The sequence below is a fragment of the Staphylococcus pasteuri genome, from assembly GCF_030547725.1.
In the GTDB taxonomy this organism is placed as follows: domain Bacteria; phylum Bacillota; class Bacilli; order Staphylococcales; family Staphylococcaceae; genus Staphylococcus; species Staphylococcus pasteuri.
Genome location: NZ_JAUOQO010000336.1, coordinates 1 through 273 on the forward strand (window position 1 = coordinate 1; position 273 = coordinate 273).

The 273-nt window shown below is 66.7% G+C and carries 1 protein-coding gene; it reads right to left on the reverse strand.

Going from position 1 to position 273, the window contains the following annotated elements; genetic code table 11:
- Positions 1 to 273, reverse strand: a 273-nt coding sequence (locus tag Q4528_RS13890; protein ID WP_303522173.1) for an FAD-dependent monooxygenase, incomplete at both ends; no start/stop codon positions are given.

A 273-nucleotide genomic window follows, 5' to 3' on the forward strand; every position in this document is an offset into this window, starting at 1 on the left:
GGTCCACACCGTCCAACGCGCAGCCCAGAACCACGGCATCCTCTGATGCCATACATGCGCCTTGCGCCATGAACGGCACCATCGGATGTGCCGCATCCCCAAGCAGAACCACCCGCCCCTCGGACCAGCGCGGCATCGGCGCCCGCACATGCAGGGCGGATCGGGTCACGTCGCGACAGGCCATCAGCAGGGCGCGGGCCTCTGGGTGGAAATCCTTGTAAATGTCGCGCAGCGCGTCGATGTCGCCCGGCAGGGTCCAACCCTCTTCTGTCC